The organism is Streptomyces aurantiaciflavus (genome assembly GCF_049808595.1).
In the GTDB taxonomy this organism is placed as follows: domain Bacteria; phylum Actinomycetota; class Actinomycetes; order Streptomycetales; family Streptomycetaceae; genus Streptomyces.
The window spans coordinates 114455-134756 of sequence record NZ_JBNCAQ010000011.1; the positions used below are offsets into that span (position 1 = coordinate 114455).

General features: G+C 71.6%; 19 protein-coding genes and 1 pseudogene. 7 read left to right on the plus strand and 13 right to left on the minus strand.

Going from position 1 to position 20302, the window contains the following annotated elements:
* Positions 1-121: 121 nt before the first annotated feature.
* Both ACPT94_RS15280 and ACPT94_RS15285 read right to left on the minus strand, forming a co-directional pair.
* A complete protein-coding gene (locus ACPT94_RS15280) occupies positions 122-1189 on the minus strand; it encodes an aspartate-semialdehyde dehydrogenase (protein ID WP_425246046.1) in 1068 nt (355 codons plus the stop codon).
* Positions 1189-2481: an aspartate kinase gene (locus ACPT94_RS15285; protein WP_360332531.1), complete on the minus strand. Its 1293-nt coding sequence runs from the start codon at positions 2479-2481 to the stop codon at positions 1189-1191. Before ACPT94_RS15285 ends, ACPT94_RS15280 begins: the two co-directional genes overlap by 1 nt.
* Before the next feature lie 210 nt (positions 2482-2691).
* On the opposite strand from ACPT94_RS15285, the gene ACPT94_RS15290 reads away from it, so the two are divergent.
* Both ACPT94_RS15290 and ACPT94_RS15295 read left to right on the plus strand, forming a co-directional pair.
* Positions 2692-3384, plus strand: a complete 693-nt coding sequence (locus ACPT94_RS15290) for a response regulator transcription factor (protein ID WP_360332533.1) — start codon at positions 2692-2694, stop codon at positions 3382-3384.
* The gene (locus tag ACPT94_RS15295) at positions 3381-4730 is read left to right on the plus strand and encodes a sensor histidine kinase (RefSeq protein ID WP_360332536.1); all 1350 of its coding nucleotides are present in this window, start codon (positions 3381-3383) and stop codon (positions 4728-4730) included. Before ACPT94_RS15290 ends, ACPT94_RS15295 begins: the two co-directional genes overlap by 4 nt.
* A 16-nt stretch (positions 4731-4746) precedes the next feature.
* Here ACPT94_RS15295 and ACPT94_RS15300 read toward each other — a convergent pair whose 3' ends face one another.
* Complete coding sequence (locus tag ACPT94_RS15300; RefSeq protein WP_425246047.1) at positions 4747-5244, minus strand: SgcJ/EcaC family oxidoreductase; 498 nt, start codon at positions 5242-5244, stop codon at positions 4747-4749.
* A gap of 109 nt (positions 5245-5353) precedes the next feature.
* A complete protein-coding gene (locus ACPT94_RS15305; protein ID WP_425246048.1) occupies positions 5354-5554 on the minus strand; it encodes a hypothetical protein in 201 nt (66 codons plus the stop codon).
* 128 nt (positions 5555-5682) lie between these two features.
* Between ACPT94_RS15305 and ACPT94_RS15310 the strand changes: the two genes are divergently transcribed.
* A complete protein-coding gene (locus ACPT94_RS15310) occupies positions 5683-6417 on the plus strand; it encodes a sulfite exporter TauE/SafE family protein (protein ID WP_425246049.1) in 735 nt (244 codons plus the stop codon).
* On the opposite strand, the gene ACPT94_RS15315 is transcribed toward ACPT94_RS15310, so the two are convergent.
* The 5 genes from ACPT94_RS15315 to ACPT94_RS15335 all read right to left on the minus strand — a co-directional run bounded on the left by ACPT94_RS15315 (position 6418) and on the right by ACPT94_RS15335 (position 10082).
* Positions 6418-6996: a Uma2 family endonuclease gene (locus ACPT94_RS15315; protein ID WP_425246050.1), complete on the minus strand. Its 579-nt coding sequence runs from the start codon at positions 6994-6996 to the stop codon at positions 6418-6420. It lies immediately after the preceding gene.
* A gap of 50 nt (positions 6997-7046) precedes the next feature.
* Entirely contained in the window at positions 7047-8054 is a 1008-nt protein-coding gene (locus ACPT94_RS15320; protein WP_360332548.1) for a hypothetical protein, read from the minus strand.
* 351 nt (positions 8055-8405) lie between these two features.
* Complete coding sequence (locus tag ACPT94_RS15325) at positions 8406-9065, minus strand: DUF5063 domain-containing protein (RefSeq protein ID WP_360332551.1); 660 nt, start codon at positions 9063-9065, stop codon at positions 8406-8408.
* Positions 9058-9657: a recombination mediator RecR gene (gene recR / locus ACPT94_RS15330; RefSeq protein WP_360332554.1), complete on the minus strand. Its 600-nt coding sequence runs from the start codon at positions 9655-9657 to the stop codon at positions 9058-9060. The genes ACPT94_RS15325 and recR overlap by 8 nt, the downstream gene beginning before the upstream one ends.
* Positions 9658-9740: 83 nt before the next feature.
* Positions 9741-10082, minus strand: coding sequence for a YbaB/EbfC family nucleoid-associated protein (locus ACPT94_RS15335; RefSeq protein ID WP_360332557.1), 342 nt, complete (start codon positions 10080-10082; stop codon positions 9741-9743).
* 344 nt (positions 10083-10426) lie between these two features.
* Between ACPT94_RS15335 and ACPT94_RS15340 the strand changes: the two genes are divergently transcribed.
* Positions 10427-11164 (plus strand): SLATT domain-containing protein, encoded by a 738-nt coding sequence (locus ACPT94_RS15340; RefSeq protein ID WP_425246115.1) that lies wholly within the window; start codon positions 10427-10429, stop codon positions 11162-11164.
* A 535-nt stretch (positions 11165-11699) separates the two neighbouring features.
* On the opposite strand, the pseudogene ACPT94_RS15345 reads toward ACPT94_RS15340, so the two are convergent.
* From ACPT94_RS15345 to ACPT94_RS15360, 4 genes and pseudogenes are all read right to left on the minus strand, one after another.
* Positions 11700-12101: pseudogene (locus ACPT94_RS15345) on the minus strand (type 2 periplasmic-binding domain-containing protein); the annotation flags it as partial.
* A gap of 38 nt (positions 12102-12139) precedes the next feature.
* Positions 12140-13957 (minus strand): serine/threonine-protein kinase, encoded by a 1818-nt coding sequence (locus ACPT94_RS15350; protein ID WP_425246051.1) that lies wholly within the window; start codon positions 13955-13957, stop codon positions 12140-12142.
* Positions 13958-14034: 77 nt separating this feature from the next.
* Positions 14035-14493, minus strand: a complete 459-nt coding sequence (locus ACPT94_RS15355) for a MarR family winged helix-turn-helix transcriptional regulator (RefSeq protein ID WP_360332569.1) — start codon at positions 14491-14493, stop codon at positions 14035-14037.
* Complete coding sequence (locus tag ACPT94_RS15360; protein WP_425246052.1) at positions 14490-15107, minus strand: DJ-1/PfpI family protein; 618 nt, start codon at positions 15105-15107, stop codon at positions 14490-14492. The genes ACPT94_RS15355 and ACPT94_RS15360 overlap by 4 nt, the downstream gene beginning before the upstream one ends.
* Positions 15108-15455: 348 nt before the next feature.
* Here ACPT94_RS15360 and ACPT94_RS15365 point away from each other — a divergent pair, with 348 nt between their 5' ends.
* From ACPT94_RS15365 to ACPT94_RS15375, 3 genes are all read left to right on the plus strand, one after another.
* On the plus strand, positions 15456-16811 hold the full coding sequence (locus ACPT94_RS15365) for an aspartate aminotransferase family protein (protein WP_425246053.1): 1356 nt from the start codon (positions 15456-15458) through the stop codon (positions 16809-16811).
* Positions 16812-16989: 178 nt separating this feature from the next.
* On the plus strand, positions 16990-17691 hold the full coding sequence (locus ACPT94_RS15370; RefSeq protein ID WP_360332578.1) for a GntR family transcriptional regulator: 702 nt from the start codon (positions 16990-16992) through the stop codon (positions 17689-17691).
* The gene (locus ACPT94_RS15375; protein WP_425246054.1) at positions 17688-20225 is read left to right on the plus strand and encodes a glycosyltransferase; all 2538 of its coding nucleotides are present in this window, start codon (positions 17688-17690) and stop codon (positions 20223-20225) included. Before ACPT94_RS15370 ends, ACPT94_RS15375 begins: the two co-directional genes overlap by 4 nt.
* The last annotated feature ends 77 nt before the right edge of the window (positions 20226-20302 follow it).

Consider the following 20302-nt stretch of genomic DNA (forward strand, 5'->3'; position numbering starts at 1 on the left):
TGATCCGGACCATCGACCGGCTCACACTCGGCCCACAGATCCTATGAACACCTCAAGCTCTGGCCAGGGATTTTCCGGCCGTGTGCCCTCTCCTCACCAAGCGTTGCGCCGGCCCGGGACGTCACACCGACTCCGCCGCCACCAGCTCCGCGATCTGCGCGGTGTTGAGGGCGGCCCCCTTGCGCAGGTTGTCCCCGCACACGAAGAGCTCCAGCGCCGTGCGGTCGTCCAGCGCCCGGCGCACCCGGCCGACCCAGGTGGGGTCGGTGCCGACGACGTCGGCGGGCGTGGGGAACTCCCCGGCGGCCGGGTCGTCGCACAGCACGACACCGGGGGCGGTGGCGAGGATCTCACGGGCCTTGTCGACGGTGACCTCGTCCTGGAAGCGGGCGTGGACGGTGAGGGAGTGCACCGTGATCACCGGCACCCGTACACAGGTCACGGCGACGGGCAGCTTCGGCAGTCCGAGGATCTTGCGGGACTCGTCCCGCACCTTCATCTCCTCCGACGACCAGCCGTCCTCGCGCAGCGACCCGGCCCACGGCACGACGTTCAGCGCCACCGGCTCCGGGAACGGACCCGTGTGGTCGCCCACGGCCCGCCGTACGTCACCGGGGCTGGTGCCCAGCTCCGTACCGGCCACCAGCGACAGCTGCTGCCGCAGGGTCTCCACCCCGGCCCGGCCCGCCCCGCTGACGGCCTGGTACGACGACACCACCAGCTCGCGCAGGCCGAACTCGGCGTGCAGCGCGCCGAGCGCGACGATCATCGACAGGGTCGTGCAGTTCGGGTTGGCGATGATCCCGCGCGGGCGGTTGCGCACCGCGTGGGAATTGACCTCGGGGACGACCAGGGGCACGTCCGGGTCCATCCGGAAGACACCCGAGTTGTCCACGACCACCGCGCCCTTGGCGGCGGCGACGGGCGCCCACCGCTCGGCGACCTCGTCCGGCACGTCGAACATCGCGATGTCGACGCCGTCGAAGGCCTCCTCGGTGAGCGCCACGACCTCGACCTCTTCACCGCGCACGGCCAGCTTGCGGCCGGCCGAGCGCGGCGAGGCGATCAGTCGGATCTCGCCCCAGACGTCGGCGCGCTGGGACAGGATCTGCAGCATGACCATGCCGACCGCCCCGGTCGCTCCCACGACCGCGAGCGTCGGACGCACGGTCACACGAGGGCCCTTCATCAGCGCCCGGTGCCTCCGTAGACGACGGCCTCGTCGCTGTCCGAGTCGAGACCGAAGGCGGTGTGCACCGCGCGCACGGCCTCCGGCACGTCGTCGGCACGGGTGACGACCGAGATACGGATCTCGGAAGTCGAGATCAGCTCGATGTTGACGCCCGCGTCGGACAGGGCCGTGAAGAAGTCGGCCGTGACCCCCGGGTTGGTCTTCATACCGGCGCCGACGAGGGAGATCTTGCCGATCTGGTCGTCGTAGCGCAGCGAGTCGAAGCCGATGCCGCCCTTGTTCTTCTCCAGGGCGTCGATGGCCTTGCGGCCTTCGGCCTTGGGGAGCGTGAAGGAGATGTCCGTCAGGCCCGTGGCGGCGGCGGACACGTTCTGCACGATCATGTCGATGTTGATCTCGGCGTCGGAGATCGTGCGGAAGATCGCGGCGGCCTCGCCCGGCTTGTCCGGCACGCCGACGACCGTGATCTTGGCCTCGGAGGTGTCGTGCGCGACACCGGAGATGATGGCCTGCTCCACCTGCTTGTCCCCTTGCTGCTGTGTTTCCCGAACGACTGGCTCGCTACTGACCCACGTGCCCCGCAGCCCGCTGAAGGAGCTGCGGACGTGGATCGGGATGTTGTAGCGGCGCGCGTACTCCACACAGCGGTGGAGCAGCACCTTGGACCCGGACGCGGCCAGTTCGAGCATGTCCTCGAACGAGATCCAGTCGATCTTCCGGGCCTTCTTCACCACACGCGGGTCGGCGGTGAACACACCGTCGACATCGGTGTAGATCTCGCACACCTCGGCGTCGAGCGCGGCGGCCAGCGCGACGGCGGTCGTGTCCGAGCCGCCGCGGCCGAGCGTGGTGATGTCCTTGGTGTCCTGGCTGACGCCCTGGAACCCGGCGACGATGGCGATGTTGCCCTCGTCCAGCGAGTCACGGATCCGGCCCGGCGTCACGTCGATGATCCGGGCTTTGTTGTGGACCGAGTCGGTGATGACACCTGCCTGGCTGCCGGTGAAGCTCTGGGCCGAGTGGCCCAGGTTCTTGATCGCCATGGCCAGCAGGGCCATGGAGATCCGCTCTCCGGCGGTCAGCAGCATGTCGAGCTCGCGCCCGGCAGGGATCGGGGAAACCTGCTCGGCGAGATCGATCAGCTCGTCCGTCGTGTCGCCCATCGCGGAAACCACGGCGACCACCTGGTGGCCGTTCTTCTTGGCTTCCACGATCCGCTTGGCGACGCGCTTGATGCCCTCGGCATCGGCTACGGAGGAGCCTCCGTACTTCTGCACGACAAGGCCCACGTGCGCTCCTCGCTCAGTTTGTCTGTTTCCGCACATACGCCCTTGTACTGCGGGTCGGCTCAGTCTATCGAGCGCCCGAATCCCGCCCCCGAGGTATCGCATGGTGAGACCGCCTCGGAACCGGGTCCGGGCCGCCCGTCCAGAACACTCCCTGCCCACTTCGACCGGGCTGATAGCTGTGAATTAAGTTTCAAGCACTATCGTGCGACCGTGCACGTACTCCTGGTGGAAGACGACGAACCGGTCGCCGAGTCGCTCGGACGCGGCCTGAAGCGCTACGGCTTCGAGGTCGACTGGGTCACCACGGGCGCCGCCGCCCTCGCCCATACGGGCCCCTTCGACGTCGTCCTCCTCGACCTCGGCCTCCCCGACACCGACGGCCTCGACGTCTGCAAGGCGCTGCGCGAGCGCGGCGACGTCCCGATCATCGTGATCAGCGCGCGCAGCGACGAGACGGACCGGGTGGTCGGCCTGGAGCTGGGCGCCGACGACTACGTCTCCAAGCCGTTCGGGGTCCGCGAGGTCATCGCGCGGATACGGGCCGTGATGCGCCGCGTCCAGCCCCGCACGCCCGAGGAGAGCGCCGCCGCCGGCCCCGACCGTTACGGCACACGCCTGACGATCGACCGCAAGGCGGCCCGCGTCCACGTGGACGGCGCGGAGGTCGCCCTCGCGCCGAAGGAGTACGACCTGCTGGCCTTCCTCACCGAGGAGCCGGGGGCACTGATGTCGCGCGAGCAGATCATGGAAGCGGTCTGGGACGCGAACTGGTTCGGCCCGACGAAGACGCTGGACGTGCACGTGGCGGCGCTGCGGCGGAAGTTCGCCGGGGTGATCACCGTGGAGGCGGTGCGCGGGGTCGGCTTCCGGCTGGAGATCGTCAAGGACGCCGCGGTCTCATGAACCGCCAGCTCATCCGCAGCTACATCCTGCTCGTCGCGGTCGCCGTCCTGCTGTTCACGGTGCCGGTGGCCTTCACGCTCACCAAGCAGCTGCGGGACGACACCGAGCTGTCCGTCCTGCGCGAGGCCAACACCATGGCGCTGCTGCTGGGCAACGGCGACACCATCTCGTGCGAGGCCCTGACCGAGGTGGCCAAGGCGTACGGCGAGGAGACCCCCGGCGACGTCCAGGTCACCCCCACCAGCAGCTGCGCCCCGGGCCTGCCGAGGCCCACCGCGGACGCGGCGCTGACCCGGGCCGTGGAGCGCGACAAGCCGACGACCGACTGGGGCTCCGACTTCATCTGGGGCAGGCATCTGACGGTCACCGTCCCCGCCCAGGGGGAGGCGGCCATCCGGATCGTCTACTCGACCTCGGACATGACCAGACGACTGTGGCAGATCTGGGGCTTCCGGGCCGGGCTCGCCGTGCTCGTCCTGGCGGCGGCGGCCGCGATCGGCGCCTTCGCCGCCCGCCGGATCACCGCGCCGCTGCGCGCACTCAACTCCATGGCGAGCAGATTCAGCGACGGCGACCTGACCGCACGCTCCCCGGTGACGGGGCCGCCGGAGACCCGGACGCTGGCGCTCACCCTCAACCAGGGCGCGGAACGCCTGGACACCCTGGTCGCCTCGCAGCGCATCTTCGTGGCCGACGCCTCGCACCAGCTCCGTACGCCGCTCACCGCGTTGCGCCTGTCCCTGGACAACATCGCGGACGGGGTGGACGACGAGTTCGTGCGCGAGGACGTGGAGCAGGCGACGGCGGAGGTGGTCCGCATGAGCCGCCTGGTGAACGGCCTGCTGGTGCTGGCGCGGGCCGAGGCGAAGGTGACGGCCGCGGAGCCGCTGTCCCTGAAGGACATCGTGGACGAACGGCTGACGGTGTGGAGACCGGCCGCCGACGAGCGCGGAGTCACCATCGCGCTTGGGGGAAGTGCCGGCGACCGGCCGTCTGTGCTGGCCAGCCCGGGTCATCTGGACCAGGTGCTGGACAACGTGCTCTCGAACGCCCTGGAGGTCTCACCGGACGGCGGGACGATCACCGTCCGGATGGAGTCCGGGGCCGGGGAGGTGGTCCTGTCCGTCGCGGACGAGGGACCGGGCATGTCGGACGCGGAGAAGTCCCGCGCCTTCGACCGCTTCTGGCGCGGCCAGGGCCTGACCGGGCGCTCCGGCTCCGGGCTCGGCCTCGCCGTCGTCAAACAGCTGGTGACGGACGACGGCGGGACGGTGACCCTGGCGGACGCGCCCGGGGGCGGGCTGTGCGTGCGCATCACCCTGCGGGCGGCACAGCGCACGGGGTGAGGCGCCGTTCCCCGGCTCAGCCCTCGGGCATCGCGGACGAGTGGTGGTTGACGATCTTCCACGTGCCGCCGCGCTTCTCGTACTCGTAGGTGTAGCGGGCCTCGACGACGCGCTTCTTGCCGGTCTCGGGGTCGGTGAGCGTGAACTCGTACACACCGGCGTCGAGGGCGGAGTTGTGGTCGAGAACGTTGACGTGCGTCTCGATCTTCTTGCCGACCGGCTTGTTCTGCAGGAAGTGCTCGAAGTAGTCGACGATGCCGGCGCGGTCGGTGCGGACCTTGTTGGAGACGGTGGGCAGCAGCACGGCGTCCTTGGCGTACAGGTCGGCGACCTTCTCCGCGTCACCGGTCCGCAGCGCGGCGTTCCAGGTGTCGAACAGCCCGGCGATCTGCTTCTTGGTGGGCTTCGACGCCTTCTCGGTACCGGCCGCACTGACCCCGGCCGTCACCGTGGCGGCGGTGACGAGGGCGGTGGCGGTGACGAGGGCGGCGCGTATGCGGGTCGTGCGGGTCATCGCAACTCCTGTGCGGCTGGTGCCTGTTGGGATGACTCAAGACTCGCGTCACGCCGGTTAGGGCCCATGCAGCCGTCGTACAGCGGACGTACAAGACCCCTCCAATTCCTCAGGAGGCGCGCCGGGCGCCGGCTCCCTTCCCCCGGTCACGCACCAGGCTGACAGCCGCGCCGAGCGAGACGACGCCCATACCGACGGCGGTCATCACCCCTTGCGTCCCGTCGACCACGAAGGGCGCGACGGCGGCGACGGCGAGGTTGAAGAGGAAGAGGAACCACAGGACGGGGCGGGAGGAGAGCAGGGACTTCATGACGGGCTTCCTTGGGAGAGGTGAGGATCACTGGCTCGCGGATTCCGCTTGCGAGATCAACGATCCCGTCTCCGACCTGCGGAAAGGAGGGAGCGCACTCCCGAACCGATGGTGTAGGCAGTTACACCATGACAAGTGGAGTGGGTGTGGCCGACGCGCTGCTGGCGGGGATCGTGCTGCTCGGCTCGTGCGTGCAGTGGCTGACCGGCATGGGCTTCGCGCTCGTCGCCGTCCCCGCGCTGATCCTGCTGCTGGGCCCGGCCCAGGGCGTCGTCCTGGCGAACTGCGCGGCCGGTGCGATCAGCGTCGTGGGCCTGGCGGGCGGTTGGCGCCGGGTCCGCCCCCGGGCGATGGTCCCCCTGTGCGTCGCCGCCGCCTGCACGGTACCGGCGGGCACCTGGCTGACCCGCCGACTCCCCGAGCCCGCCCTCCTGTTGACCATGGGCGCCCTGGTGACGGTCGCCGTCCTGCTGGTCATGCGCGGCGCCCGCGTCCCCGCCCTGCGCGGCACCCGAGGCGCGGTCGTGGCCGGCGCGGCAGGCGGTTTCATGAACTCCGCGGCCGGCGTCGGCGGCCCCCCGATCTCCCTCTACGCCGTCAACGCGGGCTGGACGGTACGGGAGTTCGTCCCCAACGCGCAGTTCTACGGCGTCGTCGTGAACGCCTTCTCGGTGGCGGCGAACGGGGTCCCCGAACTGAAGGCCACCCAGTGGGCGTCGGTGACCGTCGCCATGACGGCCGGCGCGGCCATCGGCAGGGGGCTCGCGGGACGGACACCGGAGACGCGAGCCCGGCTGCTGGTACTGGGGTTGGCGTTGGCGGGTGGGGTTACGGCGGTGGGGAAAGGGCTTTCGGGGTGGTGATCAGTCCGCGAACTCCTTGAGGAACTCGGTGTCCAGGGTGATGCCCACCGGGTTGGGGAGCTTCACGGTCGCGCCGAACGGAAGCTTCTCCTCATGTCGGTAGCGGCCGTCCTCAGGCTGGTTGAAGACAACGACCGAGCAGTCATCACGGTCGATGAGGAGGTAGACGGGGATGCCTGCGGCGGCGTAGCCGTCGGGCTTCTCGACTCGGTCGCGCTGGTGGGTGTCGGAGTCGTGGGACGTTACTTCCACGGCCATGAGCACACCTGCCGCGTCCGACCAGTCCCCGTGGCCCGTCGGGAAGCCGAACGGTGCGAGAACGCCGTCGGGGCGTGCCCGTCCCTTGCGGTAGCGCTCGACCTTCATGCCGCGGTCCCCGTAGAGCCAGAGCTCAGGACGATGCTGCATGCACAGCCGCTGCAACCAAGCGATGATCTGGTCGTGGTTGCCATCGGTCACGGCCTTGACCTGGACCTTTCCGTTGATGAACTCCAGCCGCACGGTCTCCGGGGCATGGCGTTCAAGCTCCTCGAACTCCTCGACGGACATCTGCGGCCGGTCTTCGATCCTGGGGGTCATGGCGTCGCCTCCTCGACTCCATGGTGCCCTCACCGGCACGTCCTGCACGCTCATACGAGCCCCGCCGCGCGGCGCAGCTCCTGGACGCGTTCGGTGACGTCGATGACCTCGTCGGCGCCCGGCAGCCCGCCGCCCTCGCGCGGGCCGGGCAGGAAGGTGTCCGGGACGGCTCCGTACACCGGCCCCTCCGCCTCGATCAGCGCGACGCACTCACGGCACAGCCCGCCCACGATCTCGGTCGTCCGCTCGTCCGCGTCGCACAGACCGCAGGCCATGATCACGCGGGTCACCCGGGCTCGGCGGGCGGCCTTCTGCCGGATCTTCGCCTTCTTCGGGGGCATCTTGTTCTCCAATCGGTTGCGGGCGAGTCCGCCCGGGTTGGTGACGGCCGACGGGAGCCCGTCGGTCAGGGCCTTGGTGATGTCGTGCGGCGTCGCGCCGCGGGACAGCCACTCCGCGGCGAGCGATTCGAGCGAACGGCAGTCGCGGTCGGACAGCGGCAGACGGGCGTCGACGGCGCGGAGCTCGGCGAGGGTCTGGTAAGCAGCGCTGGGCTGCTCGGTGACGGGTGTCTCCGGCTCGGCTTCGGGGGCGGGGCCCGGCACGGCTTCGGGCGCGGGGCCCGGCTCGGTCTCCGGGGCCGGGTCCGGGGTTTCCCCGGCCTCCTCGACCCGCGCCAGCCCCGGCAGGTAGTGCTCGGTCACGTCCTTGCCGTGCCGCTCCCGTACGAAGTCGGCCCACCACTCCGCCGACCTGCGCGTACGCGACCAGTACGTGCGCGTCACCCACCGCATCGAGTTGTCCTCGACGGTGATGTGCTCCTTGATCCAGCGCAGATGGCCGGCGAGCGTGATGCGCCCCATGGAGGTGCGGACGGCCTGCTGGCCGTAGCGGGGATGCTCCGCCGCGATCGCCTTGTAGCCCATCGCGTGGCCCTCTTCGAGGTGGTCGACGAAGACGGCGATCTCGCGGTCGCGGGGGCTCAGGTGTGCGAAGTCCGCGTCGGCGTGCGGGTCTTCGTCAGCAGCGGCACGTTTTCCGTACCCCGTTTTGGCCATGGGGTGGGACGGGGACGGCAGGGCAGGGCTAGGGTGGGCGTAAGCCACGATCGAGCCTCATTCGATTCGTAGGGCCAGGCCCCGGAGCCGGTGTTGGCGCACCGACCGGGGCCGATCTTTTGCCGCGAACCTAGAGCGGCCTCACGCTACGAAGCAAGCCGATCACGAAACGTCACCCATTCGAGGTATGCCGCCTCAACCCACGTTCAGACTTGGTTGGTTGGTCGGTTTTCACCCAACCCAAAACCCAGGGGAAGAGCTCGAAGCCCGGGGCTTGAGCCCCGGGCTGAACTGCGTGTTTCCGGCCGAGGTCGCCTCGACGCCTGGGCGTCGGCCTCCCGCCGAGACCGGCTACTTGACCCGGCCCAGGCCCAGTTGCTCGGCGATCTCGTCCGCCATCACCTTGCCCGCCTCGAACTCCAGGGTCTCGTCGCCGATGCCCTGGTCGGTGTCGAGGCCGTCCAGTTCCTCCAGGGGCTGGTTGAGGCGGACGTGGGCCAGGACCGAGTGGAGGGCGCGCAGGGTCGCCGAGGCGGTGGAGCCCCAGTTGGAGAAGTAGGAGAACTGCCACCACCACAGGGCCTCCGAGGTGCGGCCGGCCCGGTAGTGGGCCATGCCGTGGCGGAGGTCGGTGATGACGTCGGTGAGGTCGTCGGAGATACGGGCGGGAACGGGCGCCTTGCGGGGCTCGTAGGGGTCGAAGACCTCCGAGTAGACGTCGACCGGCTCCAGGAGGCGGGCGAGGTTCTCGCGGAGTTCGTCCACGTCCGGGTCCGGGCCGGTGTCGGGCTCGTAGCGCTCGTCGGGGACGATGTCCTCGTGGGCGCCGAGACGGCCGCCGGCCAGCAGGAGCTGCGACACCTCCAGGAGGAGGAAGGGGACGGCCGAGTCCGGCTCGTCGCCCTTGGCGACCTCGGTGACGGCGACCAGGAAACTCTCGATCTGATCCGCGATCTGGACCGCGAAGTCGTCCGGGTTCTGGTCGGTCGCGTGCAGCGTGGCATCAGACATCTAGGAGTCGTCTCCCCTCGAAGGCGCGGCCGAGGGTGACCTCGTCCGCGTATTCCAGGTCGCCACCCACCGGGAGGCCGCTGGCCAGGCGGGTGACCTTCAGGCCCATGGGCTTGATCATGCGGGCGAGGTACGTGGCCGTCGCCTCGCCTTCGAGATTCGGGTCCGTGGCGAGGATCAGTTCGGTGACCGTGCCGTCCGCGAGTCTCGCGAGCAGTTCTCTGATGCGGAGGTCGTCCGGGCCCACGCCCTCGATGGGGCTGATCGCTCCGCCCAGGACGTGGTAGCGGCCCCGGAACTCACGGGTCCGTTCGATCGCCACCACGTCCTTCGGTTCCTCCACCACGCAGATGACGGAAGGGTCGCGGCGCGGGTCGCGGCAGATCCCGCAGTTCTCCTCCTGCGCCACGTTCCCGCAGGTCGCGCAGAAGCGGACCTTCGCCTTGACCTCCATCAGGGCCTGCGCGAGACGCCGCACGTCGGTCGGCTCCGCCTGAAGGATGTGGAAGGCGATCCGCTGCGCGCTCTTGGGACCGACGCCGGGCAGCCGTCCCAGCTCGTCGATGAGGTCCTGGACCACGCCTTCGTACAACGGACTGCCGTCCTTCCTCGGGTGCCTTGCAGTACGTACGGTAGTTGGCCGCCACCCGTCCTAGGAAGGCGGTCCCGCAACGGTCAGAACGGCAGGCCCGGGATGCCGCCGCCGCCCAGGCCCTGGGCCAGCGGGCCCAGCTTCTGCTGCTGGAGGGTCTGCGCGTTCTCGTTGGCCGCGTGGACGGCCGCGACGATCAGGTCGGCGAGGGTCTCGGTGTCCTCCGGGTCCACCGCCTTCGGGTCGATCTGCAGCGCGCGCAGCTCGCCGGCGCCGGTCACCGTCGCCGTCACCAGGCCGCCGCCCGCCTGGCCGTCGACCTCCGTGTTCGCCAGCTCCTCCTGTGCGCGGGCCAGGTCCTGCTGCATCTTCTGGGCCTGCTGGAGCAGCTGCTGCATGTTGGGCTGGCCACCACCGGGAATCACGATCAGCTCCTGTGTCCGTACGGCTGTCGGCGGGGATCTCCCGCTGTCGTCGGGCGGGTTTTCCCGCTCGGCACGAGCCTACGTGGTCCGTGCGGGTGTCGCCCCGGCACTCTTTCGAGTGAGTCTGGTGCGAGGTCTATACCTGATCAAGGCCCCCTTACGGGCGTAAAGGCGGTGAAACCTTCCTCTCGGCCACCCATTGGGAGGTAGGAAAGGTGCGGCGTGTCAGCACCGGCGTCTGCGGGCGTCTGCGGCGCCTTTGGGGCATCTGCAGCGTCTTTGGGCGTCACGCAACGTGATCGTTCGCGATCAGTAGGGAGTGCCGGGTGGGTCAGCAGCCGGAGATGCAGCCCGAGGGTCCGCCTCAGGACGGGCGGGGCGAGGGTGCGGCCGGGCTGCGGCCGGGCGATCTGACCGGGCGGGCGTTTCCGCTCGGGGACTGGGGCGAGCCGGCGGAGCGGCTGAACGAGCTGTACCGGTGGGTGGAGCGGGGGGCGCTGGAGACCGCGGCGTGGTACCTCGCCGACCGGGTGTGGAAGCGGCGGGGAGCTCGGATGTTGCGGGGTGGGGCCACGGCGGGGGCCGTGTCGGGGGGCGCGTTGCCGTTGCTGGATCTCACCGGGGTGGTGGGTGGGGTGGCTCCGTGGGGGTATCTCGCGCTGTTGCTCGCGGTGGCGTGTGTGGGGGTGGATCGGTTCTTCGGGGTGACGTCGGGATGGATAAGGGACGTGGCGACCGCGCAGGCCGTGCAGCGGCGGTTGCAGGTGTTGCAGTTCGACTGGGCGTCGGAGAGCGTGCGGGAGGTGCTGGGGCCGGCGGAGGGGACGGCGAGTGAGGCTGCTGAGCGGTGTCTGGGGGTGCTTCGGCGGTTCTCGGAGGATGTGACGGAGTTGGTGCGGGTGGAGACGGCGGACTGGATGGTGGAGTTCCGGACGGCGGCGGGGCCGTTGGGGATGCAGGGGGCGGTGGCCTCCGGTGGGGGGCGGGGGGAGAGTGGGGGGTCGTCCGGGCGGTTCTCCGTTCCGCCGGGGGCGGGGGCCCGGCCGAACATGCCTCGGCAGCGGCCACCGGAGCCGCGGTGAGGCGAGGCGGTCGCCGGGTTGTTCCGCCCCCGCCGCCCCTACCCTTCCCGACCCCAGGGGCTCCGCCCCTTCGACCCCACGGAGGGCGGCGCCCCCTGACCCCCGGCGGGGCTGGCGCCACCCCACGCGGGCTCCCCGCCATCGACCCCACTGGGGCTACGCCCCCCCTCGACCCCTGCGGTGCTGCACCCCTGCACCCTCTGCGGGGCTGCACCCCTGCACCCTCTGCGGGGCTGCACCCGTGCACCCCCCTGCGGGGCTGCCGCCCCGCACCCCGCTTCGGCCCTGAACGGGCCTCGTCCTCAAACTCCCCCAGAGGGGGTGCCCCCAGACGGGCTGATTTCACCGGCCTCGCTCGGTGCCGGGCGGGCTGGATTGCCGGGTCCGGCGCTCGCCGGCTATCGCCGGGCAGGGTTGATCGTGAGGCCCGCTTCTCATCCGACCGAGTCGGGGGTGGGTGGGCACAGGCCCGGGGGTCCAGGGGGCGGAGCCTTCTGTGTGGGGTTGGAGGGGGCTCGGGCCGCTCCGGTGGGTGTCAGGGGGAGTCGTCCTCTCTTGCGCAGAGGCGCAAGCCTTCTGAGGTCCAGCACGGCAGGTGGCCGTGGGTACGGATGACGTCCTGGCCGTTGCCCCGGGTGAGGTAGGTGAGGAAGCTGGAGGCGAGGGAGTCGGCCGGGGGGCGGCCGTAGGTGTAGGCGTACTCGATCTCGCGGTACGGGTAGTCGCTCGTGCCGTTCTCGATGGCGTCGACGGAGGGTGGGTCGCCGTCGAGGGTCAGGGGATGGAGCCCCTTCGCTCGTTCGGCGACGTTGAGTTCGCTGTAGCCGATCGCGCCGGGGGTGGCGGCGACGGCGGCGAGGACCTGGTCCGTCGAATCGAGTTCGCAGCGGACCACGGAGGCCGCCGGGTCGTCCTTGTGGAGGCAGTCGACGGAGGGGGACATTGCGGACCGGTGGGGGGAAGTTCGCCGTACGTTCACCGCCGGGTGTAGGTGAGCTTCTCGCCGGTGGTGGGGTTGAGCCGTTGCAGCCGTCCGTCGGACAGGAGCGTGATCTCGGTGGCGGCGCCGGGGCTGCAGGAGGAGAGCGGCTCACCGGTGGTGACCGTGGAGGGGCCGATCTCCAACGGGCCGTCGCCGGCCGGTTCCTGGGCCAGGTCGGCCTTGAACTCGCAGTGGTACGAGTCCCCGTCGGCGATCAGCGTGAGGACCGTGTCGCCGACCTCGCCCTGCGCGAGGGTGAGTCGACGGGCGTTGGCGCCGCTCGCGTTGTCGATCGTGGTCGTCCAGGTGCCGAGGTACGTCTCCGGGATCGCGCCGGCCGCCTCGCTGGGGGACGGGGAGGGCGTCGTCGGCTCCTCGGACTCGGTGGGGGCGGCGGCCCGGGTGCTGGAGGCGGTGGTGCTCGGCGTCGGGCCTGGGTGCGCTCCCGTGTCGGTCTCGCCGCCGTTCATCAGCGCGTACACCGAGCCGCCCGCGGCGAGCGCCACGACCACGGCGATCGCCACGAGGAGGGCGGTGGAGCGGCGGCTGCGGCGGGGCGGCTCCTGGGGCTCGTCCCCGTAGGGGGTGTACGGGGGGTGGGGCGAGGTCGCGCCGGGACCGCCCGCCGCGTAGGGGTTGTACGGCACCGGCTGCGGCGGCTGGGCCGGCGGCTGCGGGTAGCCGTAGGCGGAGGGTGCGGGCTGCGGGTGCTGTTGCGGGTGGCCGTAGGCGGGGTGGACGGGGGCGGCCGTACCGCCTCCCGGCACCGGCGGGATGCCCGCGACGAGTGTGGAGACGTGGTCGGGGGACGGTCCCTCGCCGCGTGGGCCGGTGTGCTCCGGGGCGGCCTCGGGGGCGGCCCCCTCCGGGTCCTCCGTCTCCAGCAGCCGTACCGCGTGCCGGCCCAGCTGGGCGACCAGGGTGCTCGGCAGCCAGGGGTCGCGGGAGCGGCCCTCGGCGACGGTGTCCTCGGCGCCGGTGTGCTCCAGGATCCACTCCAGCGACGGGCGGGCGGCCGGGTCCTTGCGCAGGCAGGCGCGGACCAGGTCGGCGATGCCCTCGGGGAGGCCCGTCAGGTCGGGTTCCTCCTCGGCGATGCGGAACATCAGGGCGTGCACACCGCCGTCGGCGGAGCCGAAGGGGAGGGTGCCGGTGGCGGCGTAGGCGAGGACGGAGCCGAGGCAGAACACGTCGCAGGCGGGGGTGATGCGTTCGCCGCGCACCTGCTCTGGGGCCATGAAGCCGGGCGAGCCGATCACCGCGCCGGCCCGGGTCAGGCCTGCGTCGTCGACCCGGGTCAGGCCGCTGTCGCCGGTCACCGTCTCCAGTGCCCGGGCGACGCCGAAGTCGATGACGCGGGGGCCTTCGATGGTGACCATCACGTTGGACGGCTTGAGGTCGCGGTGGACGATCCCGGCGGCGTGGATGTTGGTGAGCGCGTGGGCGAGCCCGGCGGCGAGGATGCGCACCGACCGCTCGGGCAGCGGGCCGTGGTCCTGGCTCACGACCTGCTGGAGGCTCGGCCCGGCGACATAGCCGGTGGCGAGCCAGGGCACGGCGGCCTCGGTGTCGGCGTCGAGGACGGGCGCCGTCCAGAACCCGCCGACCCGCTGGGCGTTGCGCACCTCCTGCCGGAACCGCGCCCGGAACTCCTCGCGCGCCGCCAGCTCCGCCCGGACCAGCTTCACGGCGACGGTCCGCCCCCGGTCCGAGCGGGCGAGATAGACCTGCCCCATGCCGCCCGCGCCGAGCCGCGCGAGCAGCCGGTAGCCGCCGATGCGCTGCGGATCTCCGGGGCCCAGCTTCTCCATCGCAGCGCCGCCTTTCCCCCACAGTGTGATCGAGCCGAGGATAATCCGGCCGTTCAGGGAGTCGAGCGGCGTGGTGTCTACGGTTCCATAACGGGCGCTTCCAGCTCGTCCAGCACCTTGGACAGCCGTTCCAGGACCTGGACGGCCTCGGCGAGCTCCGCCTCCCCGTACGCCTCGGTCAGCCGGTCCGCGAAGGCCGCGTGCCCGGGGTCGATGCGGGCGACCGCGGCGCGCCCCTCCTCCGTGGGCGCCAGCAGTTTGGCGCGCCGGTGCGCCGGGTTGGGCCGGTACTCGGCGAGCCGCTTGTCCACCAGCAGGTCGGCGACGCGCTGCACGCTCTGCCGCGTGATGCCCATCGCGCGGGCGACGCCCGACACCGGCAGGGGCTCGGGCAGCACCGCCCCGAGCACCTGCCACCAGGCGGCGGTGAGTCCGGCGGGCCGGGCCAGCTCCTCGGCCACGGCGAGGAACTGGCCGTTCAGCCGGAAGGCGCCGAGCGCGCTGCGGCTGAGCAGGTCCTGACGCTCTCGGCTCACCGCGCGGCCGCCTTCTCCAGCACGGCGTACGCCTCCGCGTCCGAGTCGTGGAACAGCCGGTACCAGGCGTCCAGCACCTCGCCCTCGTACACCCCGAGCAGCCGGAGGATCTCCCGGGCGAAGGCGACGGGCTCGGTGGGACCGGCCGTGATCAGGTCGCCGTCGGTGACGGCGTCGGCGTCGACGTACCGGTCGCCGCCCGCGTACCCGGTGGCGGCGAGGTAGAAGGAGACCGCGCTGGTGTGGGCCCGGTCGTCGAGCAGCCCCTCGCGGGCGAGCCCGGCGGTGGCGCCGCAGATCGCGGCGACGGGTGTGCCGGCGTCCAGGAAGGCGCGGGCGGTGCGGGCGAAGGGGGCGAGGTCGTCCGTCGTGTCCCAGAGGTCCGCGCCCGGGAGGATCAGCAGGGCCCCGTCCTCGGGACGTACGTCGGCCAGCGCCAGGTCGGGCTGGACGCGGAGGCCGCCGACGCTGGTCACCGGGGTCGTGGACGCGCCGACGGTCCGGATCTCGTGACCGGCGCGGGCGAGGTGGGCGGTCGCGTACCCCGTCTCCCAGTCGGCGAGGGTGTCGTAGACGGCGAGGTACACGGGCTTGCGGGGGGTGGCGCCGCTCATGGCTCCTCCTCGGGGCCTGTGAAGCTGTATGACAGCATCCTGTCTTTTCGACAGTTCCCTGTCAACGTCTTTGCTCGCTCCGCGCGCGTCCCCTCCGCCCACCCGCTTCCCCTACGATCGCGCGCGTCCCCTCCAACGGCGCGTCTCTCCTCCAACCGCGCGTCTCCTCTCCAACCGCGCGCGTCCCCTCCGACCACCGGCACCCCCTCCAACCGCCCGCATCCCCGCCAGCGGTCCGCCGCACCTCCCCCGCGCCCGCCCTACGCCCGACAACCTGTCGCGGAAACCCCCCATCCTCAGACAGGACGCCGATGTCGCTTCCGCATCGCGGACATTTACGGTCACCGCATGACCCCTCAGACCGACCCCCAGGCCGGCGCCGCCGTGAAGGCCGCCGACCGCGCGCATGTCTTCCACTCCTGGTCCGCGCAGGAGCTCATCGACCCGCTCGCCGTGGCCGGCGCGGAGGGGTCGTACTTCTGGGACTACGACGGCAAGCGCTACCTCGACCTCACCAGCGGTCTCGTCTACACGAACATCGGCTACCAGCACCCGAAGGTCGTCGCCGCGATTCAGGAGCAGGCCGCGCGCCTGGCCACCTTCGCGCCCGCCTTCGCCGTCGAGGCCCGCTCCGAGGCGGCCCGGCTGATCGCCGAGCGCACCCCCGGCGACCTCGACAAGATCTTCTTCACCAACGGCGGCGCCGACGCGGTGGAGCACGCGGTGCGTATGGCACGGCTGCACACCGGGCGCGCCAAGGTGCTCTCGGCGTACCGCTCGTACCACGGCGGCACCCAGCAGGCCGTGAACATCACCGGCGACCCGCGCCGCTGGGCCTCCGACAGCGCCTCCGCGGGGGTCGTGCACTTCTGGGCGCCGTTCCTCTACCGCTCCCGCTTCTACGCGGAGACAGAGGAACAGGAGTGCGCGCGGGCGCTGGAGCACCTGGAGACGACCATCGCCTTCGAGGGGCCGGGAACGATCGCCGCGATCGTCCTGGAGACCGTTCCGGGGACCGCCGGGATCATGGTCCCGCCGCCCGGCTACCTGGCCGGCGTCCGCGAGCTCTGCGACAAGTACGGGATCGTCTTCGTCCTGGACGAGGTCATGGCCGGGTTCGGGCGTACCGGCGAGTGGTTCGCGGCCGATCTGTTCGGTGTCGTCCCGGACCTGATGACCTTCGCCAAGGGCGTGAACTCCGGGTATGTGCCGCTGGGCGGTGTCGCCATCTCCGGGAAGATCGCGGAGACGTTCGGGAAGCGGCCCTATCCCGGCGGTCTGACGTACTCCGGGCACCCGCTGGCCTGCGCGGCCGCCGTCGCCACGATCACCGTGATGGCGGAGGAGGGCGTCGTCGAGAACGCGAGGAACCTGGGCGCGTCCGTCGTCGAGCCGGGGCTGCGGGAGCTGGCCGAGCGCCACCCGAGCGTCGGTGAGGTGCGCGGTGTCGGCATGTTCTGGGCCGTCGAACTGGTGAGGAACCGCGAGACGCGCGAGCCGCTGGTGCCGTACAACGCGGCCGGTGAGGCGAACGCGCCGATGGCCGCCTTCGGCGCCGCCGCCAAGCAGGCCGGCGTCTGGCCGTTCGTCCACATGAACCGCACCCACTTCGTGCCGCCGTGCAATGTCAGCGAGTCCGAGGTGAAGGAGGGCCTGGCGGCGCTGGACGCGGCGCTGTCGGTGGCCGACGAACACACCGAGTAGCCGCGGGGTCGCCGGGCGCGTGGCGCACGGACGTCATGCGTGCGGGGCCTTGAATTCCTCGAACGCGTAAGGTGGCGTGCTCGTACATAACGACGAGTACGCATCGACGAGTACGTAGCGACGTACGTCTCGACGAGCACGCCATCTGTTCGTACGCGACGAGGGAGACGCCCCGACCATGCCCCGCAGCAGCGGCAACGGCGCCGTGACCCGCAGCACCCTGCGGCAGCAGATCGCCGACGCGCTTCGCGACGAGGTGCTGGCCGGACGGCTCCAGCCGGGTCAGGAGTTCACGGTGAAGGAGATCGCCGAGCAGTACGGCGTCTCCGCGACCCCCGTCCGCGAGGCCCTGGTCGATCTGTCGGCGCAGGGGCTGCTGGAAGCCGACCAGCACCGGGGCTTCCGCGTCCACGAGTACTCCGTCGAGGACTTCCGGGGCATGATCGAGGCGCGTGCCCTGATCATCGAGGGCATGTTCCTCGCCCTGGACGAGGGACGCCGGCGGTCCGACAACCTGGAGGACCCTCGGATCGCCGCCGCCATCGCGGGCGTGCGCCGCCGCGGGGAGGAGGCCCAGCGGGCGGCCACCGCCGGCGACCTCACCGTCCTCATCGGCTACGACCTGCGGTTCTGGCGCGAGCTGAGCGCGCTGTTCGGCAATCCCTACCTCGCCGACTTCCTGCACCGGCTGCGGGTGCAGACCTGGGTGTGCCTGGTGCAGCATCTGCGCCGGCTGAGCGAGCTGCGCGGACAGCTGTGGTCCGGCCACACCGAACTGGTCGACGCCCTGTACCGCCGCGACACCACCACGGCCCGTTCGATCCTCGACGAGTACAACGCGCACTCCATCGCGCTGATCGAGCGGCTGGCGGCGGGATGAGACCGGTGGACATGGAGGCGGTCGGCAGGAAGGCGGCCGGCAGGAAGGCAGTCGACAGGAACGCGGCCGGCACGGAGGTGACCGGCGCAAGGGCGTCCGGCAGGGGGGCGGCCGTCGTCGGACTCTCCGTCGTCATCCCCGCCTACAACGAGGAACGCCGTCTCGGTTCCACCCTCGACACCGTCATCCGCTACCTCCACGAGACCGAGGGCCGCTGGGGCGCCTGGGAGATCGTGATCGCCGACGACGGCTCCACGGACGCCACCCGGGAGATCGTCACCCTGCGCCGCGACCCCCGGCTGCGGCTGATCACCAGCCCCGGCAACCGCGGCAAGGGCCACGCCCTGCGCCTCGGGGTCGCCGCCAGCCGCGGGCGCCGCGTCCTGGTCACGGACGCCGATCTCGCCACGCCCGTAGGCGAGTTGGAGCGGCTGGACAGGGCGCTGGCGGAGGGACACGCGGCGGCGGTGGGCTCGCGGGCCGTACCGGGGTCGACGCTCGGCGACCGTCAGCACCGGGTGCGCGAACTGCTCGGCACCGCGGGCAACTTACTGATCCGCGGGACGACCGTGCGCGGGATACGCGACACCCAGTGCGGGTTCAAGCTGTTCGACGGCGAGAAGGCCCGTACGGCCTTCGCCGCGTCCCGGCTGGACGGCTGGGCCATCGACGTGGAGGTGCTGCGCCACTTCCAGCAGGCCGGCTGGCCGGTCGCCGAGGTGCCCGTGCACTGGTCGCACCAGGGCGGCTCGAAGGTCCGTCCGCTGGACTACCCGCGGGTCCTGCGCGACCTGGTCCGCCTCCGCGTCCCCGTGCTGAGACCCGCCGACGCCCTCGCCGCCGCCCTGTTCCTCACGATGGCCGTCGCGCTCTACTCCGGCCGCCTCTTCGACCCGGCCCACCGCTACCTCACCGACTCCCTCCAGGACCAGAACCAGTGGGAGTGGTTCTTCGCGGTGACCGCCGACAACATCGCCCATCTGCGCAACCCGCTCTTCAGCGACCTCCAGGGCGTCCCCGACGGCGTGAACCTCATGGCGAACACGGCCATGCTGGGCCTGTCGGTCCCGCTCACGCCGGTCACCCTCCTCCTCGGCCCGGCCGTCACCCTCAACCTGGTGATGACGCTGGGCCTGGCCGCCACCGCCGCCGCCTGGTACTGGCTGATCGCGCGCCGGCTCGTGCGGCAGCGCGGAGCGGCCTTCGTCGGCGCCACGCTGGCCGCCTTCGCGCCGCCCATGGTCAGCCATGCCAACGCCCACCCCAACTTCGTCGTCCTGTTCATGATCCCGCTGATCATCGACCGGGCCCTGCGCCTGTGCACGGTCACCGCGGGGACCCGGACCACCCGCGACGCGGTGATCCTGGGGCTGATGGCGGCCTACCAGCTGTTCCTCGGCGAGGAGCCCCTGCTGCTGGCCGCGCTCGGCCTGCTCCTCTTCGCCCTCGCCCACGCGGCCGTACGCCCGAGGGCGGCCCGGGAGGCCGTACGTCCGCTCCTGCGCGGCCTGGCGATCGCCGCGGCCGTCTGCCTGCCCCTGGTCGTCTACCCGCTGGCCTGGCAGTTCTCCGGCCCGCAGAGCTACACGCACATCGACCACGGCCCCGGCACCGCCAACACCGTGCGCGCCCTGCTCACCTTCGCCGAGCGCTCCCTGCTCGCGGGCGACGCCGACCGCGCGAACGCCCTCTCCCTCAACCCCACCGAACAGAACGCCTTCTACGGCTGGCCCCTGCTCCTCCTCAGCCTCGCGATCACCGTACGGCTGTGGCGGCAGCCGGCCGTCAGGGCGCTGGCGTTCACGGCGGCCGCCGCGGCCGTCCTCTCCCTGGGCCCGCGCGTCCACGTCCCGCTCACCGGTACCGAGGTCCCGGGCCCCTGGGCCCTCCTCTCCGGCCTGCCGCTGTTCGAGTCGGTGATCGAGAGCCGGGTCGCGATGATCTGCGCCCCCGCCCTGGGCATGCTGCTCGCCCTCGCGATCGGCCGGCTGGCCACGGCCCGCTCCCTGGGCACCCAGTACGCCGGTCTGCTGGCCATCGGCCTGGCCCTGCTCCCCCTCGTCCCGGCCCCGCTGAAGTCCGAGCCGCGCGCCGAGGTGCCCGCCTTCTTCACCGCCGGCGCCTGGAAGACGTACGTCCGCCCCGGCGAGTCCCTGGTGCCGGTGCCGCTGCCCGAGCCCACGGCCGCCGAGGCCCTGCACTGGCAGACCACCGCCGGCCTCGGCTTCCCGATGCCCGGCGGCTACTTCAACGGCCCGTACGGCGACGGCGACCGCAGCGGCGTGTACGGCGTCCCGCTGCGCTTCACGGCGAGCCTGCTGCAGGACGTGCGGGCGACGGGCGTCGCCGCGGTGATCGACGACCGCGCCCGGGCCGAGGCCCGCGAGGACCTGGCGTACTGGAGGGCGGGCGCGCTGGTGCTCGCCCCGCAGCCGCGGGACGGCGTGCTGCGGGCGACCGTGGAGAAGCTGGTGGGCCGCCCCGGTAGGTGGGTGGGCGGCGTGTGGGTATGGGACCTGCACGAAGGGAGCTGACGCACGCCGCAGCGACTACCCTTCCCAGACCGGCAACGGACGACAACGACCACGTGACCGACCGCGCAATCGACTAC